Origin of the sequence: Algoriphagus sp. (assembly GCF_024642405.1) — a bacterium.
Taxonomy (GTDB): domain Bacteria; phylum Bacteroidota; class Bacteroidia; order Cytophagales; family Cyclobacteriaceae; genus Algoriphagus.
Genome location: NZ_JAHEBC010000408.1, coordinates 1 through 3231, shown reverse-complemented (window position 1 = coordinate 3231; position 3231 = coordinate 1). Strand labels below are relative to the sequence as shown.

At 39.3% G+C, this 3231-nt stretch carries 2 protein-coding genes; one reads left to right on the top strand and one right to left on the bottom strand.

Translation table 11 applies throughout. The annotated features are described in order from the left end of the window. Window positions 1-1592 (bottom strand): translation elongation factor 4 (lepA, locus tag Q0L68_RS18525; protein WP_296705740.1); only part of this gene is annotated, 1592 nt, incomplete at its 3' end. 353 nt (window positions 1593-1945) lie between these two features. Between lepA and Q0L68_RS18520 the strand changes: the two genes are divergently transcribed. Next, window positions 1946-3100, top strand: a complete 1155-nt coding sequence (locus Q0L68_RS18520) for an efflux RND transporter periplasmic adaptor subunit (protein WP_296705739.1) — start codon at window positions 1946-1948, stop codon at window positions 3098-3100. Window positions 3101-3231: the final 131 nt, after the last annotated feature.

Sequence of the window (3231 nt, the reverse complement as noted above, 5' to 3'; positions counted from 1 at the left end):
TGAATTGCAATCTCAAACATTTGCCTTGGAACCAGTTCTTTCAACTTTTCACAAAGTCTTTTCCCCCATTCGTATGCCTTATCTCTATGAACAACCGCTGACAAAGCATGCACTGGTTCTCCATTCAACATCACATCCAATCTTACCATATGGGAAACCTGATATCCGATCAGTTCATAATCCAAAGAGGCGTATCCTCTGGAAATGGTTTTTAATTTATCAAAGAAGTCAAATACGATCTCAGCTAATGGCATATCGAAAGTCAATTCAACTCTATCTGCTGTTAAATACACCTGATTCTTAATTTGACCACGCTTTTCCATACACAAAGTGATCACTGATCCAACATACTCAGAAGCCGTGATAATCGATGCTTTGACATAAGGTTCTTCGATATGTTTCATTCGGGTTGGATCCGGCATATCAGAAGGTGCATTGATCAACTGATAGGTATCATTGGTCATCAGCGCTTTAAATTGAACCGATGGAACAGTAGTAATTACTGTCATATCAAATTCACGTTCTAATCGCTCCTGGATAATCTCCATGTGGAGCATTCCCAAGAATCCACAACGGAATCCAAATCCAAGTGCCACGGAAGTTTCAGGTTCCCAAACCAGAGAAGCGTCATTTAACTGAAGCTTTTCCATAGAAGCTCTGAGTTCTTCGTAATCTGTCGTTTCCACAGGATAAATCCCTGCAAAAACCATCGGTTTTACGTTTTCAAATCCTTGGATCGCCTTATCGCAAGGGCGCTTGATATGGGTGATGGTATCCCCGACTTTAATTTCTTTGGCAACTTTCACCCCTGAGATCAAATAACCTACGTTACCAGCGCTCATGGTTTGCTGAGGAATTTGGTTTAAACCCAAAATCCCTATTTCATCTGCCTCATATTCTCTTCCAGTATTAACAAATTTGATCTTATCTCCTTTGCTAAAAGTTCCGTTGAAAATTCTAAAGATTACCTCTACTCCACGGAAAGGATTATAAACTGAGTCAAAAATCATCGCCTGAAGTGGTGCATCTGGATCCCCTTTAGGAGCTGGAATTCTGGTCACTACCGCTTTTAAGATATCGTCAACACCAATTCCTGTTTTACCGGAAGCCAAAATAATATCTTCTCGATCACATCCGATCAAATCAATCACCTCATCAGCTACAGCTTCAGGATCTGCTCCAGGAAGGTCAATTTTGTTAAGAACTGGGATGATTTCCAAATCATGCCCCAATGCTAGGTATAAATTCGAGATAGTCTGGGCTTCAATCCCTTGAGAGGCATCCACGATAAGTAGAGCGCCTTCACAAGCCGCAATCGATCTGGAAACTTCATATGAAAAATCCACGTGACCGGGAGTATCAATCAAGTTTAGCGTGTACACTTCACCTTCATGAGTATATTTCATCTGGATCGCATGAGACTTGATCGTGATACCACGCTCCCGCTCCAAATCCATATTATCCAACAACTGATTCTGCATATCCCGGTCAGCGACCGTCTGGGTTTCCTGCAGTAATCTATCCGCCAGTGTACTCTTCCCATGATCAATATGGGCGATGATACAGAAATTTCTTATTTTTTGCATATCCATTCTGGGGGCAAAAGTAGTAAAAATTAGGCTTATCGCTTTTTATTTTTCATCCTTTCTTGAAAGGACTCCTTAAAGAACAGGAAGATTTAAAAATTGTTAAATCTCAATATTTCACCTTTTGGAATAATTGGCCAAAATTGGTTCAAAAATCGAAAAACCAAATATACTTTGGCGAAACTGGGTAAGTCTTCCACACTTTTCATCAAAAATTACCCATTTTTTCTATCAAAAAGCATCCTTTCTCCCTGAATATCAGCTCATAGACCTATCATAACACAAATTCCTTCAGTGGTATGATTATTTCTAAATCCCTATTACAACTTCGATTGTAGGATTTTAAAAACCTATTAAACATGAAAAACCAACTTATTATTATACAAGCAAAAAGTACTTTCAAGAATATTCTAGCCTTATTAACCATCTGCTTAGGGGTATTTGGCTGCGAGGAAGCTGAGGTAAAAGATGAAGGAATTCCACTTCCTGTTTTAACCTTGAAGGAGGAGAAGGCAGCTATTTCATATAAATACTTAGGATCGGTAGAAGGCGTGGAAAATGTGCAGATCAGACCACAGGTAGAAGGGATTTTAGAAGAAATCTATGTGGATGAAGGACAGTATGTGAACAAAGGAGATGTTTTGTTCAAGATCAACAGTCAGCCATATATGGAGGATTTGAAGAATGCCCTTGCCAATGTAGATCTGGAAAAAGCAAAGTTGAGAAAAGCCAAAACTGAAATTGAAAGGCTTCGTCCTTTGATCGAAAATGAGGTGATTTCTGAAGTAAGGATGGAAACAACCGTTGCAGATTATGAAGTGGCTCAATCTTCTTTGGCAAAAGCTGAAGCTGAAGCTGCCAATATGAGGATCAATATGAATTTCACTACCATCAAAGCTCCAGTTGATGGGCTGATGGGAAGGATCCCAAAATCAATCGGAAATGTGGTCAAAAAATCAGATGATACCCCTTTGACTGTTTTATCGAATGTTCATGAAATCTATGTCTACTTCTCTATGAGTGAGTCTGACTACTTGTATTATGAGAGAATGAAGAAAGACTCCACTTCCAAAAAAATGAACCCAGATGTAAAACTGGTTTTGGCTGATGGAAGTGTATATGATAAAGTAGGAACAGTGGACGCCAATTCTGGTCAGATCAATCGATCTACCGGATCAATTACTCTTAGAGCGCATTTCGAAAATCCAGACACGTTGTTGAGAACTGGGAATACCGGAAAAATCTTGATGGAGCAAATCTATCCAAATGCGATTTTGATCCCTCAATCGGCTACCACATCCATTCAGGATAAGCGATTTATATTTCTTCTAAATGAAGACAATACAGTTTCCCGAAAAGAAATCAACATTGAGGGAAGATCCGGAAACGACTATATCGTCAGTGGTGAATCATTGAAAGCCAATGACAGAATCGTAACTGCAGGATTAGATAAACTTAGTGATGGCACTTTAGTGAAGCCGCTTGCTCAGGGTCAACTACTTTCTGCTAAATAAACCAAAAAAATTTTCTAATTCCGTCTAAAGCCACTTCTGGTTTTGGAAGACAGAAGCTTAACCACTTCTCAAAATTAATTCTCCTCTGAATAAGAGAAGTGGCTCCCCTATTGGGTAAAGGGCCAATTCTA

Excerpts from the sequence above, each read along its gene's own strand:
- Q0L68_RS18520 (WP_296705739.1), top strand. The coding sequence starts at position 1,946 with ATGAAAAACCAACTTATTATTATACAAGCAAAAAGTACTTTCAAGAAT.